This is a genomic window from Chitinophaga sp. (genome assembly GCF_036569125.1).
In the GTDB taxonomy this organism is placed as follows: Bacteria; Bacteroidota; Bacteroidia; order Chitinophagales; family Chitinophagaceae; genus Chitinophaga.
The window spans coordinates 1-15,703 of the sequence record NZ_DATCRF010000452.1 but is presented as its reverse complement, the minus strand read 5'-3'; the positions used below and the strand labels follow the sequence as shown (position 1 = coordinate 15,703).

At 50.3% G+C, this 15,703-nt stretch carries 12 protein-coding genes; 5 read left to right on the top strand and 7 right to left on the bottom strand.

The features are described from left to right. The 4 genes from VIM87_RS16945 to VIM87_RS16930 all read right to left on the bottom strand — a co-directional run. A partial coding sequence (locus tag VIM87_RS16945; protein ID WP_331998141.1) for a hypothetical protein occupies window positions 1–604 on the bottom strand: 604 nt, incomplete at its 3' end. A gap of 268 nt (window positions 605–872) precedes the next feature. Beyond that, the gene (locus tag VIM87_RS16940; protein WP_331998140.1) at window positions 873–2,321 is read right to left on the bottom strand and encodes a Gfo/Idh/MocA family oxidoreductase; all 1,449 of its coding nucleotides are present in this window, start codon (window positions 2,319–2,321) and stop codon (window positions 873–875) included. A 71-nt stretch (window positions 2,322–2,392) separates the two neighbouring features. Beyond that, on the bottom strand, window positions 2,393–3,088 hold the full coding sequence (locus VIM87_RS16935; protein ID WP_331998139.1) for a gluconate 2-dehydrogenase subunit 3 family protein: 696 nt from the start codon (window positions 3,086–3,088) through the stop codon (window positions 2,393–2,395). Between the two features lie 59 nt (window positions 3,089–3,147). Next, on the bottom strand, window positions 3,148–4,887 hold the full coding sequence (locus tag VIM87_RS16930; RefSeq protein WP_331998138.1) for a GMC family oxidoreductase: 1,740 nt from the start codon (window positions 4,885–4,887) through the stop codon (window positions 3,148–3,150). Between the two features lie 93 nt (window positions 4,888–4,980). On the opposite strand from VIM87_RS16930, the gene VIM87_RS16925 reads away from it, so the two are divergent. Next, window positions 4,981–6,444: a gluconokinase gene (locus VIM87_RS16925; protein ID WP_331998137.1), complete on the top strand. Its 1,464-nt coding sequence runs from the start codon at window positions 4,981–4,983 to the stop codon at window positions 6,442–6,444. Window positions 6,445–6,496: 52 nt separating this feature from the next. Here VIM87_RS16925 and mutL read toward each other — a convergent pair whose 3' ends face one another. After that, entirely contained in the window at window positions 6,497–8,377 is a 1,881-nt protein-coding gene (mutL, locus tag VIM87_RS16920; protein WP_331998135.1) for a DNA mismatch repair endonuclease MutL, read from the bottom strand. Window positions 8,378–8,595: 218 nt separating this feature from the next. Here mutL and msrB point away from each other — a divergent pair, with 218 nt between their 5' ends. From msrB to VIM87_RS16900, 4 genes are all read left to right on the top strand, one after another. Continuing rightward, entirely contained in the window at window positions 8,596–9,063 is a 468-nt protein-coding gene (gene msrB, locus VIM87_RS16915; protein WP_331998134.1) for a peptide-methionine (R)-S-oxide reductase MsrB, read from the top strand. A gap of 299 nt (window positions 9,064–9,362) precedes the next feature. Next, window positions 9,363–10,238 (top strand): LytTR family DNA-binding domain-containing protein, encoded by an 876-nt coding sequence (locus tag VIM87_RS16910; protein WP_331998133.1) that lies wholly within the window; start codon window positions 9,363–9,365, stop codon window positions 10,236–10,238. A 154-nt stretch (window positions 10,239–10,392) separates the two neighbouring features. Beyond that, on the top strand, window positions 10,393–11,088 hold the full coding sequence (locus VIM87_RS16905; RefSeq protein WP_331998132.1) for a hypothetical protein: 696 nt from the start codon (window positions 10,393–10,395) through the stop codon (window positions 11,086–11,088). A gap of 46 nt (window positions 11,089–11,134) precedes the next feature. Beyond that, window positions 11,135–11,674 (top strand): SRPBCC family protein, encoded by a 540-nt coding sequence (locus VIM87_RS16900; RefSeq protein ID WP_331998131.1) that lies wholly within the window; start codon window positions 11,135–11,137, stop codon window positions 11,672–11,674. Between the two features lie 4 nt (window positions 11,675–11,678). On the opposite strand, the gene VIM87_RS16895 is transcribed toward VIM87_RS16900, so the two are convergent. Together VIM87_RS16895 and VIM87_RS16890 are read right to left on the bottom strand one after the other, a co-directional pair. Next, a complete protein-coding gene (locus VIM87_RS16895) occupies window positions 11,679–12,977 on the bottom strand; it encodes a TolC family protein (protein WP_331998130.1) in 1,299 nt (432 codons plus the stop codon). Window positions 12,978–12,988: 11 nt separating this feature from the next. Continuing rightward, the coding region (locus VIM87_RS16890; RefSeq protein WP_331998129.1) for an efflux RND transporter permease subunit at window positions 12,989–15,703 on the bottom strand (2,715 nt) is incomplete at its 5' end.

Sequence of the window (15,703 nt, the reverse complement as noted above, 5' to 3'; positions counted from 1 at the left end):
GGCCAATACCCTCTGCATAATAGTTGGTAGCGATGACACCTAATGGAATAGTGGCGCCCAGGAATTTAACAGAAGCGCTGAGGGTTACGGTGATCACGTTGGTGAAATCCAGGCCGGCAACATTTTTTTGCCCGCCTTTTTGGGTAACGGTATAGGTAAGCATCACCTTTTGTTCATCAGTCCCTTTTTTAACGGTAGCCGTATCATTCCAGCTGGCGCCGGCATTTACATTATCTTTTAAGTAAAGTGTTACCACACTGTCGGCGCTATACCCCTGAAAGGAAATGCCCTTTACCATCTGGTAATAATTCCCATTTCCATCGCAGCGGTCGTAGGTGGTGGCGGTATCGGAGCTAAGCTTTCTGAAAGTTTGCCCGTTAATGGTGCTATCTCCGTTAACGGTTACGGTAAAGAAGTTACTATCTGCCAGGTTGCTGGTATTTACATGAACAAAGTCGTAGGTGGAGCCTGCGGTATAAGGCGCATAACTACAGGTACTTGCTACGGGCGGGGGAACTGCGCTTTCGCGGCTTACTTCCTTTTTACAGGCCCATAAAAATAAACCGCCGCACACGGCTAATAACCAAAAGTGTTTTTGCGCCATAGAATGCCAGGATATGGATTGATAGTATAAAAATAGCTAACCTATTGTACTAAACGAAAAGATAGGATGAATATTTTGATATGCAGGTGTGCAAATATGCAGATGTGCAGATGGAATGCAAAGGAGGAGCCTAAGTAAACAGCTATTTATGAGCGTTTTATGTATGAGACAAGCAACGTTTTATAACAAACAGATTTACAAAAGAAATGTGCGAATAATGCAGCTCATTTCAACTGCACATTCGCACATTTACTTATTTGCACATTGACTATACGCCCAGGCTCCAGCCGTCGCGGTAAGTACGCTTCACAAACTGGTTGGCATCGTCGAAGTTGGTGATCTTCATGTTCTGACCGTCCCACAGCAGCTTAATATAGCGGCCGGGGAAGGTGCTTTTACCTTCAATTTCCTTCTTCAGGTCATAGCTGCGGATGGCCAGGTTACTCATCAGCACAGTTTCCGTTAACGGACCTGCTATGGAGAAGGGGGAGCTGAGGGCTTTTGCCTTAGGACTGTTATAACCGGCAATAGCCGCATTTACCCACTGCTGGTAGTGACCTTCCGGTACGCGGGCAATGGTTTGCGGAATATTTACCTGGGTATTTTTGGAAGTGGGCAGCAGGCTGGGGAACATGCCATAGGTGCCGCACATCATTTTACCCTTGGTGCCTATGAACAGTGCGCCGTTACCGCCGTCGCCCATTCTTTCGTTAGGGCCCAGCTCTTCCGGACGCTCAGGCTGTATGCCGCCGTCCATCCAGTGCATGGTAACTTCTTTACCGTTCTTACCGGCAAATTTCAGCGTTACGTGGGAAGAGGGCGGGCAGCTTTCGGGGAAGTAGCCGCGTTTGAACTCATCTACATACACACTTCCTACGCTACATTCTACTGCGGTAGGGTAGCCCAGGTCCAGCACGCGGAAAGGCGGTTCAATAATATGGCAACCCATATCGCCAATGGCGCCGGTACCATAATCCCACCAGCCGCGCCAGTTAAAGGGCACCAGCTTATCTATATAATCTTTAGAGGGGGCAGTACCTAACCACAGGTCCCAATCCAGCTCCTTAGGCACTTCTGCTTTGGCAGCAGGCCAGGGAATGCCCTGGGGCCATACGGGGCGGTCGGTCCAGCAATATACGGTATGCACATCGCCTACCAGGCCGGCCTGGTACCACTCCATCAGCTGGCGTACACCATCGCCGGAGGAGCCCTGGTTACCCATTTGCGTTACCACTTTATAGCGGTTGGCTGCCTGGGTAAGCATACGGGCTTCATAAATATCATGGGTAAGCGGTTTTTGCACATATACGTGCTTGCCCAGCTGCATGGCGGCCATAGCGGCTACCGCATGCGTATGATCCGGGGTGGATACGGATACGGCATCAATATTCTTGTGCTCTTTTTCCAGCATTTTCCGGAAATCCTTATAGAATTTGGCTTTCGGGAAACGTTTAACGGAATTGGCAGCGCGGCGCTCATCCACATCGCAAAGGAAGGCAATGTCGGCCGGGCCTTTAGAGAATTCATTGATATCGCTTTCACCTTTACCACCTACACCTATACCTGCTATACGCAGGCGATCACTTGGGGCGGTATACCCTTTACCGCCGAGTACATGACGTGGAACGATCATAAAGCCGGCGGCGGTGAGCGCCCCGTTCTTCAGAAAAGATCTGCGGGAAACATTGTCTCCCTGATTATTTTTTTCCTGGACCATGAGTAAGAAAAGTTTTAAATCAAGATAAAAGAAATATAGTCAAATGTCAATGACGTGCACGGTTAACGTTATTAGTCTTCCCAGGTCATAAGCTTGCCCCGGTCTTCAATTTTCAGATAAACGGGCAACATTTTTTCTTCGTAGGCCAGTCCGTATTGCTTCAATACATCTTCCGGCACGCCATCCCATTCATTGGGGCGGTTGCCTACATACCCCAGGTCTTTAATACCCTGCTCACTGGTATAAAAACCGGTGGCGGTAAGGTTGCGCATCAGGGTAAAGAATGCTACGCCCTGGCTAAACTCCGGCGTGGCTTTTTCGGGATAGGCAATATGATCCAGCAAGGCGGTTTGCTGCTCTTTACTGCAATCCACAAAAGATTTATTGTAATGCTTCAGGCAATATACATCCAGCCAGCGCAGGCCGCCGCGTAAGGGCAGCTGATGGCGGGGCTGATCTTTTACCGTAAACTCTATGAAGGCGGGTACACCGGCATCGGCAGCGCTGCCGGAATGTTCATCCGCCGGGATAATCAGGGCCGTGAGTACGGTAATGGTTTTCATTTCCGCATCGGTGAAATATTTGTCGGCCTTCAGTTTTTTATCGCGTTCTTTTTCTTCCGGCGTGCGGCCGTATACGTCCGCATCATCGCCGCCCGGCTTCTTATCATCCTCCTTTACCTTCGATTTATCATCGCAGCCGGTAAGAATGGCGCCTACAGATAAGGACCCAACGGCTAATGCTTTCAGGGACTCTCTTCTATCCATACGTTTGATTTTATGTGAGAGACAAGCAACGTTTTGTGATCAACGTTGGTGCTTCACCGTTAAATGTTTTGTTTCTTTAATTCAGATACAATGTATTCAGAGGCGCGCAGTGACAGGGCCAGGATGGTCCAGGTAGGATTCTTATCTGCCTGAGACACAAAGGGGCCGCCATCTACCACAAACAGGTTCTTTACCTCGTGCGCCTGGTTAAACTTGTTCACCACCGAGCGCTTAGGATCATCGCCCATACGGGTGGTGCCTACTTCGTGAATAATGCGGCCTGGTGTTTCCAGTCCGTACATAGTATCTGCACCGGCTTTCTGGCCCAGGGCTATACCACCCATTTCGTGGATCAGCTGCTCAAAAGTATCCTGCATGTGTTTGGCCTGGTTAATCTCATGCTCGCTCCAGGTGTAATTGAAACGTAACACGGGAATACCAAATTTATCCACTACGCTGGGATCTATTTCACAGTAGTTATCTTCACGGGCAATACATTCGCCACGGCCGGCAAACCCAATGGTAGCGCCAAAGAAGCGGCGGTAGTCATTTTTAAGCCCGGCGCCATAGCCACCGGCTTCCTTCATTTTACCATCAGCGCCGCCGTACTTGCCATTGAGGCGTTCCATACCAAAACCAAAACCATACATGGGCATGTGCATGCCACCGCCTAATTCCACATGGTAACCGCGGGCAAAATCCAGCTTTTTATTATCGAGCCACCAGGGTATATACACGTGCATGCCGCCTACGCCATCTTCATTATAGCGTTTGCGGTCCATGAGCTTGGGTATAAAACCGCCGCGGGATGCGCCGGTGCTGTCATGCAAATATTTACCTACCACGCCGCTGCCATTGGCCAGGCCGTTGGAGAAGCGGGGCGATTTAGAGTTGAGCAGCAAACGGGCCGATTCGCAGGCGCTGGCGGCCAGCACTACTACGCGGGCCTTTACCTCGTATTCCTGCAGGTCTGATTTATCAACATAAGAAACGCCGGTAGCTTTACCGCTGTCGTCTGTAAGCACTTCGCGCACCATGGCGCCGGTATACAGATCCACATGCCCTGATTTCATAGCCGGTTTTACCAGGCAGGATGAGGAGGAAAAATCCCCATACACCGTACAGCCGCGGTTACACTGGCTGCAGAAGAAGCAAGGGGCACGATCCTTATTTACAGAGCGTGTTAATATGGATAAACGTGCAGGTATTACGGGAATGTTTAAGCGGTCGCCGGCCTGTTTGATCATAAGCTCATGCAGGCGTGGTTTGGGCGGCGGCAGAAAGTAGCCATCCGGCTCATTAAAAATGCCCTCTTTGGAACCAAACACACCGATCATTTTATCTACCCTGTCATAAAAGGGTTTTACATCATCGTAAGAGATGGGCCAGTCGTCGCCGTGGCCGTCCACACTTTTGTGTTTGAAATCGCGCGGGCCAAAACGCAGTGAAATACGGCCCCAGTGGTTGGTACGTCCGCCTACCATACGGGAGCGGAACCAGTCGAATGAAGTACCATCTTTAGTAGTATACGGCTCACCGTCTATTTCCCATCCGCCATAGGCTGCATCAAAATCGCCGAACGGTCGGGTGGTAGAGGCGCCCCTGCGGGGGGACTGCCAGGGCCATTTGAGCTGAGTGGCCTGCTCCGGGTCTGCCGGATCATATTTAGGTCCGGCTTCGAGCAGCGCTACCTTGAGGCCAGCCTCTGATAGTACTTTAGCGGCCATACCGCCCCCGGCTCCGGAACCTACGATACATACGTCATAGACCTTTCCTTTTTGCTTGATCTCCAATGCCATATACGTGGTGTGGTTTTACTTTTAAAGGCTTTAAATCTATAAATTAAAGCTAGGAAATGAAAGGTGTTTTTTATTTTGAGAACCATTTACGGTATGAATAGCGGATTAAAATACATGATCGGTGTGGATATTGGCACCAGCAGCACCAAAGTAATAGCTTTGCTGCCGGATGGCCGTGTGCAGGCCCTTTACCAGCAAGCATATACTACACAGCAACCACAACCCGGGCATAGTGAGCAACACCCGGATGATATTTTACGGGCGGTAACCCAGGGCATACGCCAGGTGGCACAGCAAATGAAACAACCGCCGGCAGGCATTTGTTTCAGCAGCGCTATGCACAGCATAATGGCGCTGAATGCGGCCGGCAGCCCTTTAACACCTTTGATCATATGGGCCGATAACAGAAGTCAACCGGTTGCAGATGTGCTGGCGCCTACTGCGCAAGGTAAAGCATTATATCATCAAACCGGCGTACCGGTGCACCCTATGACGCCCCTGTGTAAAATAACCTGGCTGCGGCAGCACGCAGCAGACCTGTTTGCACATACAAAGTGGTGGGTAGGTATTAAGGAGTATGTACTATATCATTTGTTTGGTGTGTATGTAGTGGATCATTCCATTGCATCTGCTACGGGGATGTTTGATATACACGCCCTGCAATGGAGCCCGCAGGCCTTAGCAGTAGCGGGTATTACAGCGGCGCAGCTGCCACAGCCCGTGCCGACCCATTATATATTACGCGGCTTAAAACAGGAGCTGGGCATACCTGCTGATACACCTTTTGTTATTGGCGCCAGCGATGGCTGCCTGGCACAGCTGGGCAGCGGGGCCTTAGCGCCGGGCCATGCTACGCTTACCATAGCCACCAGCGGCGCGTTCCGTATTGCTACTGCAAAGCCGGTAAGGGATGAGCAGCAGCGCATTTTTAATTATGTGCTGGATGCAAACCATTATATCACCGGCGGGCCATTGAACAATGGCGGCAATGTGTTGCAATGGTTTACACGCGATTTTTTACAACAGCCTAAAGCTGACCTGGATACTTACATAGCGCAGGCATTGCAGCTGGCGCCGGGTGCGGAAGGGTTAGTGTGTTTGCCTTATTTGTTGGGTGAGCGTGCGCCGGTGTGGGATGGGCATGCAAGGGGCGCTTTTATTGGCGTGCAGCCGCAGCATACGGCCATGCATTTTATGCGTGCGGCTATGGAAGGTGTTGCATTTGGATTGTTAAGTATTTTCAACGCCTTGGAGGAAGCGGCGGGACCCATACAGCAAATAGCGGTGAGCGGCGGATTCACCGCTTCACCGGGATGGATCCAATTGATTGCAGATATTTTTCAGCAGCCCATGCACTTAGGGCAGCAGAACGATGCATCGGCCATAGGCGCGGCTATGATGGGGTATGAGGCGTTGGATATAATGTTTGATGGATTGCCGGAGGCGGAAGAGCAGGTGTTTATGCCCCGGTCAGCCGGTGCGGCTGTTTATAAGAAACATTACCAGCTGTATGGGCTGGTTTATGAGCGGTTAAAGGATGTAATGCACCAGCTGTAGGGTAAGTATGTGTGCCACACCTTTAAGGTGTGGCACACGTAAAGGTCACGTTTTAATTTCCTCTCTCAAACATTCTCACCAGGTCGGCCAGCTTAAATGATACATAGGTGTATTTACCACCCGGTGATATATTGGGCATGCTGCATGCAAACAGCTCGTCAATAATATTCTGCATTTCGCGGGCGCTCAGGCTTTTGCCGGCAGGTATAGCGCTGTTGCGGGCCATAGAGCGCACCAGCTGCTCGCGTTTGTTCACCTTCAGCTCCGCGCTGAAGTGTTTGAACTGTTCCAGCAGTCCTTCAATGCTGGCCTGCTCATTACCGCTTTGTATGTCTGCAGGGGTGCCGCGTACTACAAAGGTATGGTTGCCAAAAGGTTCCATATCATAGCCTAGTACCTGCAGGTCGGGCAGCATTTCTGCTATCAGCGCAGCATCGGCGGGCAGCAGCTGTAATGTTTGCGGGAAAAGGCTTTGCTGGGTGGGCATCGGTTTATCCTGCAGGGCGCGCAGGTAGCGTTCATATAAGATACGCTCATGTGCGGCATGCTGGTCAATAAGAATAAACCCGGATTTTATTTGTGACAGTATGTATTGCTGGTGCACCTGTACGGGTACCTTCTGATCAATAGTCGTATCCTGCCAGCGGTCATCTATCATGGATGCGGTGGAAGGGCGGTTCACGAAAGCAGGCGTGTCCGGGATGGGCGGCAGGCCGGTATTCTGGGCCGGCAGCGCTGTTTTGCCTATCTCGTACAGGTCTTTCCAGTGTTTAAGATTACTGTTGCTGCTTTTATCAATTACATGGGCCTGGTGGGCCTGGGTAAAGGTTTTGTACAGGGAGCTGCCGGTGGAACGTTCCTGCTGCTGCTCGGTGAACGGTTTGCTTACCGCATCCAGCTGCTGAATACCCGGGTCCAGGTCAAAATCCAGTGTAGGCGTAACGTTGAACTGGGCCAGCGCGTGTTTTACGGCTGATTGTACAAAGGCATACAGGATCTTTTCATCGTCGAACTTTATTTCCTGTTTGGTTGGGTGCACGTTAATATCCACGTGAGCGGGGTCCAGGTCTATGTACAGCACGTACAGCGGAAAGCTGTCGCCTGGCAGCATTTCAGAGAACGCGTTCATAATGGCATGGTGCAGGTAGGGGCTTTTAATAAAGCGGTTGTTCACGAAAAAGAACTGGTCGCCCCGGGTTTTTTTAGCCGTTTCCGGCTTACCTACAAAACCATGAATGTTCACATAATCGGTGGTTTCCTTTACGGTTACCAGCTTTGCGTTATAATGCTGGCCTAAGATGGCAATGATGCGTTGTTTAAGCGAGCCTTTTTCCAGGTAAAACACCTGCTGGTTATTGCTGGTAAAGGTGAACTGCAGCTGTGGGTAGGCCATGGCCACGCGGATGAACTCATCTACTATGTGGCGCATTTCAGCGGCATTGCTTTTCAGGAAGTTGCGGCGTGCAGGCACGTTAAAGAACAGGTTCTTCATGCAAATGGAGGTACCTGCAGCTGTTTGGCAGGGCTCCTGGTTGCGCACCACGCTGTTATCTATTTCTATACAGGTGCCGATGGGTGAATCGGGCTGGCGGGTTTTCAGCTCCACCTGCGCTACGGCGGCAATGGAGGCTAAGGCCTCGCCCCGGAAGCCCATGGTACGGATCTCGAACAGATCGTTAATGGTTTTTATTTTGGAGGTGGCATGGCGCTCAAAACACATACGGGCATCTGTTTCGCTCATGCCTTTACCATTGTCAATCACCTGCACCAGCTCTTTACCGGCATCGCGCACAATGAGCTGTATTTCAGTTGCACCGGCATCCACCGCATTTTCCAGCAGCTCTTTTACGGCAGAGGCAGGGCGTTGTATCACTTCCCCGGCGGCTATCTGATTGGCTATATTGTCTGGTAGTAAGTTAATGATATCGGCCACGCGTAAATCCCTTTTGCCGTAAAGTTAGGAATTATAATGCCAAGCCCCAGCGGGCATTTTATAACAGGATTATAACATAAAATGTGTGTAACTTCAGTGTCCAAAAATTATATCTAAACCAACATAATATAATGAGTGTACGAAGTTTGATGATAATGGGTTTAGCCATTCTGTTCAGCCATTGTTCCTACTCACAGCAACCCGAAAAAAAACCAGCTATGGAAGATAAAAAGAATGAAGTGTACTCCCGCACAGATTCGTCGAAGGTGAATATCAGCAACGACGAGTGGAAAAAGCTATTACCCGCTGACGTATATAATATTGCGCGTGAAAAAGGTACGGAATGGGCTTTTTCCGGTAAGTACTGGAACAGCAAGGAAAAGGGCACCTATTACTGCGCGGCCTGTGGCAACCCGCTGTTTGTTTCAGACGCCAAGTTTGAAAGCAGCTGCGGATGGCCCAGCTTTTTTCAGCCGCTTACAAAAACCAGCGTGATCTATGCGCCGGATAATACTCACGGCATGCAGCGTACGGAGGTAATGTGCGGCCGCTGTAAAGCCCACCTGGGACATGTGTTTGATGATGGCCCGCCGCCTACCGGCCTGCGGTACTGCATAAACTCCGTGATACTGGATTTTGACAAGGCGCAGGAAGCGGATAAGAATTATAAGGATAAGAAAGAGTAACAGCAGCGCTGCGGCATCAGCCCGGAACAAATAACCGGGAAGCTGGTATTAATAGCAGTTACGCCCGCTTACAATGAACGAAGCTGATCTTAAAAAATAATGGGAAGCTGGTCTTAAAAGGCCGGCTTTCTTTTTTAACAGCTATGGGTTAGCGCCGGTGCTAAACCTCGCGGCGGCGCTATTGCAGGTGCCGGCTGTCGTATGCCGCCGTGCATGAAAGCAGGGATGCCCCATGCTATTTATCTTTTCTTGCTGCCTGCCCCAACGGAAATATTATTTTTGCTGCATAGCTGCCGCACATGTTTAAATTTCTACAACAGCCGTACCCGTTAGCCACTGCCGGAAGCAAAATAATTACCCCGCTGGTTTACGGGATATTTATAGCCCTGTTCCTGTACATCTTTCGCCCATTTGGGCTGAGTGGGCTGGAGCCGGGGCGTATGTTGCGTGCTGCTGCCGGTTTTGGGCTGATAACCTTTGGCGTTATATTCCTGGAAATATGGATCAGCCCATTGCTGCTGCCGGCATATTTCCGGGAAGCTTCCTGGACGGTAGGGCGGGAAATATTTATAATAATTACGGATGTTTTCCTGATAGGCCTGGGCAACCTGGTATTTTCCGCCTGGTACCTGCATACTTCCTTCACCGTATCCTCCGCGATCTGGTTCCAGGTGGTAACCCTGGTAGTAGGCGTGCTGCCTGTGTCCCTGTGGACCATGTTCACCCAGCTAAAGCTGCAGAAAAAATATGCCGCAGAAGCCCATACCCTGGATGCGCAGGTGCAGGAAAGAAAACACCCTGAAACACCGGCGCCTGCGCCTGACCTTCCCGTGGAAACTACCCTGCAGCTAATGGCCGAACAGGGTGGCGAAGGTTTGCAGCTGAGCCCTGAACAGTTATTATATATAGCTGCTGCGGATAATTATATTAAAGTGTACCATCTTGAAAAAGGTATTGTAAAACAAACCATGCTGCGCAGCTCCCTGAAAAGGGCGGCTACGGGCCTGGATGGGTACCCGCAATTTTTCCGCTGCCACCGTACCTTTTTAGTAAACCTGGATCATGTAACGGAGGTAAGCGGTAACGCCCAGGGGTATAAATTGCAACTGGCCCATACGAGCGACTGGGTGCCGGTATCCCGCAGCCTGCACCAGGAAATACGGGAGCGGTTGTAAGGCCCCGCCGCCGGCCCCTGCGCGTTTTCCCATCTGCCCAGATCCCTTCCCATTCACCCCAAAAGCTCCCATTGGCCCCATTTACCTTCCCGTTGGCCCCTTGTATTTTATGGCCGGGAGGCTTTGTTACAACTTTGCATCAAAGCACACAATCATGGAAAAAATCTTCACTGTTACACTGGTATTACACATTATTGGCGGCACCCTTTCCCTTATTACCGGCCTGGCAGCCATACTGGCAGCTAAGGGAAAAAGCAGGCACCGGGCAGGCGGCAAAGCCTTTTTTGCGGCTATGACGCTGGTATTTATTACAGCCCTGGTTATGTCGCTCGTGAAAGGGCTTACCTTTTTGCTGATGGTAGCCTTTTTCAGCTACCACTTACTGCTGCGCGGTTACCGGGCCCTGTACCTGAAGGAGTTATATAAGGGGCAGCGCATGGCTTTGCCGGATTACCTGATCAACGGGGTAGGCGCAATTTTTAATACCGGCCTGCTTATATGGGGCGCCAGCCACCTGGTTACCCACAGCACCTACATTCATACGGTGGCTGTATTTTTTGGCCTGCTGGGTATATGGATAGCCGGAAGTGATATAAAACATTTTGTTATTCCGCCTAAAGACAGGCAGCAATGGCTGTACACGCATATTGGCGGCATGTGCGGGGCTTATGTGGCAGCGGTAACGGCCTTTATGGTGGTGAACGTACATTTTTTGCCGGGCATCCTGGTGTGGATGGCTCCTGTGATCATAGGCGTTACGCTGATCACGCTTACCATTAACAAGTACAAACGTAAATTCAATAAGCAAACCGCTGCAACGGAAACACCTGTACCGGTGGCAGTAAGGTAGCAAGGGAAAAAGTGTATCTTACCTGCATCACCAAACCCCTGCCGTAATGAAAGTTATTAAAGTACTGTTAGGGATCGCCGGTGTGGCGTTGCTGGCGGCCATCATCATTTTATTTGCCGCGCCTACCCACCTGCATATGGAACGTACCATTACCATTCATGCCCCACAAGCCACTGTATGGCAGCACATTGTGCTTTTCAGGAACTTTAACCAATGGAATGCCTGGGGTAAGCTGGATAGCGCCGCGCAGTATACTATTACCGGGCAGGATGGCACTGTAGGCGCGGTGGATAGCTGGCAGGGTGAAAAAGTGGGCGAGGGAAAGCTGGAGCACCTGCAGCTGGAACCCTATAAACATGTGCGGCAAAAGCTGAGCTTTGCCGGCCCTTCCAGATCTACTGCAGATGTGTTCTTTCACCTTAAAGAAGATAAAGGCCAAACAGTTGTAACCTGGGGCGTGGATAGTGATTTCCCCCGCCCGCTGAATGTAATCAGCTTGTTATTAAGAGGTTCCCTGGAAAGGGATTACGATGCCGGGCTGGCCGCCCTTAAAAAACAGGCGGAGGCAGACACTGTACAGTATTGATCCTTTAATACTGCAAATTATGCGCATACCACTTTAACCGCAGCTCTGCCGCCTTGGCGGAGAAGCTTACATTCACCAGCAGGTAGCCCGCATTCTCAAAACTTTCCTGCGCATTCTTTACATCCACAATAGTAGCCTGTTTCAGCTCAAAACGCTGCAGTACCAGGGCCAGTAATTTGCCGGACAGGTCGTAATTGTCCTTGGCGGTTTCCAGCTGCTGCAGGTTGTTATTATAGGCCTGCCAGTTCTTAATGGTATTGGATGTATAGTTAAGCGTAAGCGTATCTTTTTGCAGGCGGGCATTTTTAATATTAATATCTGCCACCTGCTGCTGCTTTTTGTAAATGCTGCCATTAAAAATAGGAATGCTTACCCCTACGCCTGCAAAAGGGCCATAGCTTTGGTTCAGCAGAGAAAAGCCTGCAGCATTTTTAGTATGGCTGAAGTTGTAACCTGCATTTGCGCTAAGGGATGGATAACGTTGTGCAGCGGTTTCCTTTTCCAGGTATTCATTAATGGCCACCTGCTCATCGGCCGCGGTGATATCCGGGTTAGATGAAATGGCGTTAAGCACGGTGCCCAGCTCCATATTTTTATCCACCAGGATGGTATCCTGTATGGTAACAGCGGAATCGGGTTTTAAGGTGAGTAAGGTTAGCAGGTCTGTTTTAGCCTGGTCTATCACCAGCTGCTGCGCCTGTAAATTTTGTATCTGTGTGTTCAGATCCACCTGCGCCTGAAAAAGATCCGCATTATTTGCTACACCCGCGCTTTGCTGGGCCTTTACAATATCCAGCTTCTGGCGGCTTACGGTAATGGAGGTAGCCAGCGTACCGGCATAGCTTTGCTGGCGGATGATATCATAATACCGCAGCATTACATTGTATGCTACGGTAAGCCCGCGGGAAGTAAGCACCTGCTGGTTCTGCTGCTCTATTGTGCCTAATCTTCTGCGTGCGTTCTGTACCCGGCTGCCGTTGTACAATAGCATAGAGGCGTTCAATGAAGCCGACAGGCTGTTGGAAGAGGCATTGCTGCTGCTTTTATTATTAGCGGGGTTAGCGTATTCCTGCTTAATGCTGGTGCTTTGCTCCTGGTCGGCCCCGCTGGCCGTTACCAGCGGCAGGCCGCCGGCTATGCCATAGCTGTTATAAATGCCTGCGGCGGTTACATTGTTCTTTGCTATTTGTATGCCTAAGCTGTTCTGCAATGCTATCGCTACCGCATTGTGCAGGGTAAGGGTTTGCGCCTGTACTAAACCCGGGAGCAATACCATACAGCCATATAAAAAAAACTGCTTCATGCTTAATTACATTAATCATTGATAACTGTTACATGCGCTTTGTGCTTACCGGATACAAAGGTGTATACGGCTGGTATCACAAACAGCGTAAGGATCAGTGAAAATAAAATACCGCCTACCACTACTATCCCCAGCGGAATGCGGCTGGTAGAGGCGGCGCCCAGGCTCATGGCAATGGGCAGCGCACTTAAGGAGGTGGCAAGGCTGGTCATTAGAATGGGGCGTAAACGCTGGGAGGCTGCTTCTATTACTGCATCTATCTTTGACATGCCCAGCTCCCGTTTCTGGTTGGTGAACTCTACGATCAATATACCGTTCTTGGTTACCAGCCCTATGAGCATGATCATTCCTATTTCAGAAAAGATGTTAAGGGTTTGATGGAACACCCACAGGCTTAGTAATGCACCGGCTAAAGCCAGCGGCACGGTAAGCATAATGGTGAGCGGATCTATAAAGCTTTCAAACTGTGCGGCCAGCACCAGGTAAATGAGCACCAGTGCCAGTGAAAAAGCAAATACGATGTTGGAAGAGCTTTCCGCATAGTCGCGGGAGGAGCCTGCCAGGGAGGTATGGAAGCTGGGATCCAGCAGCTTGCCGGCTATGCCCTGCATGGCCTTGATACCATCTCCGATAGTACGGCCGGGGGCCAGGGATGCGGAGATAGTTGCATCCTTATAGCGGTTAAAGTGATACAGGGTAGAGGGGCTGGTGTTGGGCACTACATGCACTACCGATTCCAGCGGAATATTATCGCCATACTTATTACGTACATAAATATTGCTGATATCCAGCGGTGTGTTACGCTGGCCCCTTTCCATTTGCGCTATTACATAATACTGGTAGCCATTCATAATGAAGTAGGCCATACGGCCGCCGCTGAAGGCGGCCTGCATAGCGGATACCACATCATTGGTGGAAAGGCCCAGGTCTTTTATTTTCATACGGTCAAAGCTGATCTCTACCCCGGGTTTGTTAAACTTCAGGTCCACATCCACGTTGGAAAAGGTTTTATCCTTGCGGGCTGCTTCCAGGAATTGCGGGATCACTGTTTTCAGCTTGTTCAGGTCCTGGTTCTGCAACACGAATTGTATAGGCAGACTGGTTTTGGAGCCGGAGCCTACGGCAATGGTTTGCTCCTGGATGGCAAAAATGCGGGCATCATTAAAGCGGCGGAGCTTTTGCTGCAGATCTATGGCAATATCGTTCTGGCTGCGGTTTCTTTCATGCGGCGGCACCAGGCCAATACGGGGCTGGGAGGTATTCATAACCGTGCCGTTGCCACCCGGTGTGCGGGCAAAAACAAAATCACGTTCGGGAATAGAGTCCAGCAGGTAGTTGGAGATCTTATCCGTTACATCCTGCGTATAGTTAAAGCTGGCGCCTTCCGGCAGGGTTACAGTAAAACGAATGCTGCTACGGTCTTCCAGCGGCGCTATTTCACTTTGTATGCTGCGTAATATTAACCAGATGATGATACCACATACCCCGATCATAACCCAGGCCAGCCAGCGTACCTGCATAAAGCCTTTTAGCAGCTTATGATAGCCGTTTTCCATGCCCTGGAAAAAAGGTTCTGTTTTATCATACAACCAGCCATGGCCGGCTTTTTTACGGGTGAGGTACACATTCAGCACCGGTGTAATGGTAAGGGATACAAAGGCGGAGATGAGCACGGCTGCTGCCAGCACCACGCCAAACTCGCGGAACAGGCGGCCCACAAACCCCTGCAGGAAAAGCACGGGCATAAATACCACGGCCAGTGTAATGGAGGTGGAGATAACGGCAAAGAATATTTCCTTACTGCCTTCCAGCGCGGCTTTGCGGATGCTGAGACCCTGCTCCATTTTACGGAAAATATTTTCCGTTACCACAATACCGTCATCCACCACCAAACCGGTGGCCAGCACAATACCCAGCAGGGTAAGGATGTTGATGGTGAACCCGGCTACATACACCACAAAAAAAGTAGCTATCAGCGAAATGGGAATATCTATTAACGGCCGCAATGCTATGAGCCAGTTGCGGAAAAAGAAAAAGATCACCAGCACCACCAGGGCAAAGGCAATGATGAGGGTTTCCTGCACCTCTGCCAGCGACTGGCGGATGATGCGCGTATTATCTACCAGCACACTAAACTCAATATCCGCCTTATTGGCTTTTTTAATGGTTGCCAGGCGTTTATTAAATTCATCGGCAATGGCAATATTGTTGGCGCCGGGTTGGGGGATGATGGCCAGGCCAATTGCATTTACACCGTTGTATTTCCAGCTTTGCTCCTCCACCTGCGGGCCCAGCTCCACACGGGCTACATCGCTGAGGCGTACAATGCCGGTGCTGTCTTCCTTTAAAATAAGATCGCGGAAATCTTTTTCTGTAGTAAGGCGGCCCAGGGTATTGATGGTAAGCTCTGTATTGTTGCCATATACTTTACCGGCGGGCAGCTGCACATTTTCATTATTCAGCGAGGTGCTGATATCATTATAGGCAATGCCGTAGGCGTTCATTTTATCACGGTCCAGCCAAATGCGCATGGCATAGCTTTTATCGCCAAACACATTTACAGCGCTTACCTGGTCAATGGTTTGCAGCTGTTGCTGCAGCACATTATCCGTATAGTCACTCAGCTCCATAAGGCTTTTGGTGCGGCTTTGCACGGCCAGGATCAGGATTGGATCGCTATTGGCATCGGCCTTGGTTACTACCGGCGGGGCATCAATATCCAGGGG

Coding starts and splice junctions, on each gene's coding strand:
- VIM87_RS16940 (WP_331998140.1), bottom strand. CDS start 2,321: ATGGTCCAGGAAAAAAATAATCAGGGAGACAATGTTTCCCGCAGATCT.
- VIM87_RS16935 (WP_331998139.1), bottom strand. CDS start 3,088: ATGGATAGAAGAGAGTCCCTGAAAGCATTAGCCGTTGGGTCCTTATCT.
- VIM87_RS16930 (WP_331998138.1), bottom strand. CDS start 4,887: ATGGCATTGGAGATCAAGCAAAAAGGAAAGGTCTATGACGTATGTATC.
- VIM87_RS16925 (WP_331998137.1), top strand. CDS start 4,981: ATGAATAGCGGATTAAAATACATGATCGGTGTGGATATTGGCACCAGC.
- msrB (WP_331998134.1), top strand. CDS start 8,596: ATGGAAGATAAAAAGAATGAAGTGTACTCCCGCACAGATTCGTCGAAG.
- VIM87_RS16910 (WP_331998133.1), top strand. CDS start 9,363: ATGTTTAAATTTCTACAACAGCCGTACCCGTTAGCCACTGCCGGAAGC.
- VIM87_RS16905 (WP_331998132.1), top strand. CDS start 10,393: ATGGAAAAAATCTTCACTGTTACACTGGTATTACACATTATTGGCGGC.
- VIM87_RS16900 (WP_331998131.1), top strand. CDS start 11,135: ATGAAAGTTATTAAAGTACTGTTAGGGATCGCCGGTGTGGCGTTGCTG.
- VIM87_RS16895 (WP_331998130.1), bottom strand. CDS start 12,977: ATGAAGCAGTTTTTTTTATATGGCTGTATGGTATTGCTCCCGGGTTTA.